Genomic DNA, 1274 nt, shown 5'->3' on the forward strand with positions numbered 1-1274 from the left:
TCAGGGTGTAGAAGACGGCCGCTCGCTCGCCGCCGGCGTCCGAGCCGAGGAAGGTCCAGTTACGTCGCCCGAGTGTCAGGGGGCGGATCGCGCGTTCGGCGGCATTGTTGGTCATCTCAAGACGGCCATCTTCGGTGAAGCGGCAGAGCGCCTCCCAGCGATTGAGGCTGTAGCGGATGGCTTTGGCGAGGTCGCCTTTGCGGCTGATCCTGCCCAGGCTGGTCTCCAGGTAATCCTTGAGGTCGGCCAGCAACGGCGCGCTTTGCGTCTGGCGCACGGTCAGACGGGCCTCGGCGCTCCGGCCGTTGATCTCGCGCTCGACGGCGAAGATCGCGCCGATCTTGTCCAGCGCCTGACGCGCGATCGGCGATTTGGTCCTGGCGTGCTCGTCGAACAGTTCGCGCCTGGCATGGGCCCAACACGCGACCGGCGCCAGGCGCGAGCGGCCGGTGATCGGATCCGGTTCGTAGAGCTTGTCGAAGCCGGCATAGGCGTCGGCGTGAAGGAAGCCGGATGCCGGCGCCAGCAGGGCTTGGGCGTGTTCGCCCTTGCGGTCAGGCGAGTAGCGATAGAAGGCTGCCGGCGGATTGGGCGAGCCCCAGGTTCCTTCGTCGCGCACAACGACCCATAATCGGCCGCTTTTGGTGCTGCCGCGTCCCGGGTCCTGAACGGGGATTGGCGTGTCGTCGGCGTGGATGGCCGGGCCGGCACGGACGTAGTCGCCGATGCGTTCGGCCACCGGCGCCACCAGCCAGGCGGCCCGCCCGACCCAGTCGGCCAGGGTCGATCGATCCAGGTCGACGCCCTCGCGGGCGTAGATGCCGGACTGTCGGTTCAAAGGCAGATGGTCGCAATATTTGGAGACGAGCACATGGGCGATCAGCCCTTGGCCCGGTCTGCCTCGTTCGATCGGCAGGCTCGGCATCGGCGGCTGGGTGATGGCCTCGCAGTCACGGCAGCTCAGTTTCGGCCGAACATGGACAACGACCTTGAAGTGTGACGGCACATATTCCAGCACCTCGCGCTCATCGTCGCCGATCCTGCGCAGCCGCTCGGACCCGCAGGCCGGGCAGACGCAAACCCCGGCGTGGGTGATGATCTCGCGCGGCAGGTGATCGGGCAGCGGCCGGCGATTGCCGGCGCGCGGCGGTCTGGTTGGCGCCGTCACCGTGCCCGGCATCGCCGCAGTCGCGTCCTGGCGGGCTTCGCTCGCAGCCTCGGCCTCCTCCAGGTCGCCAATGAGCAGCTCGAGCAGATCGATCTGACGATCGAGC

The 1274-nt window shown here is 68.0% G+C and carries 1 protein-coding gene; it reads right to left on the reverse strand.

Annotated elements, in window-relative coordinates; genetic code table 11:
- Positions 1–1274, reverse strand: a 1274-nt coding sequence (tnpC, locus tag ABMA59_RS37090) for an IS66 family transposase (protein ID WP_349010321.1), incomplete at both ends; no start/stop codon positions are given.

The organism is Mesorhizobium yinganensis, assembly GCF_040081985.1.
GTDB lineage: Bacteria > Pseudomonadota > Alphaproteobacteria > Rhizobiales > Rhizobiaceae > Kumtagia > Kumtagia yinganensis.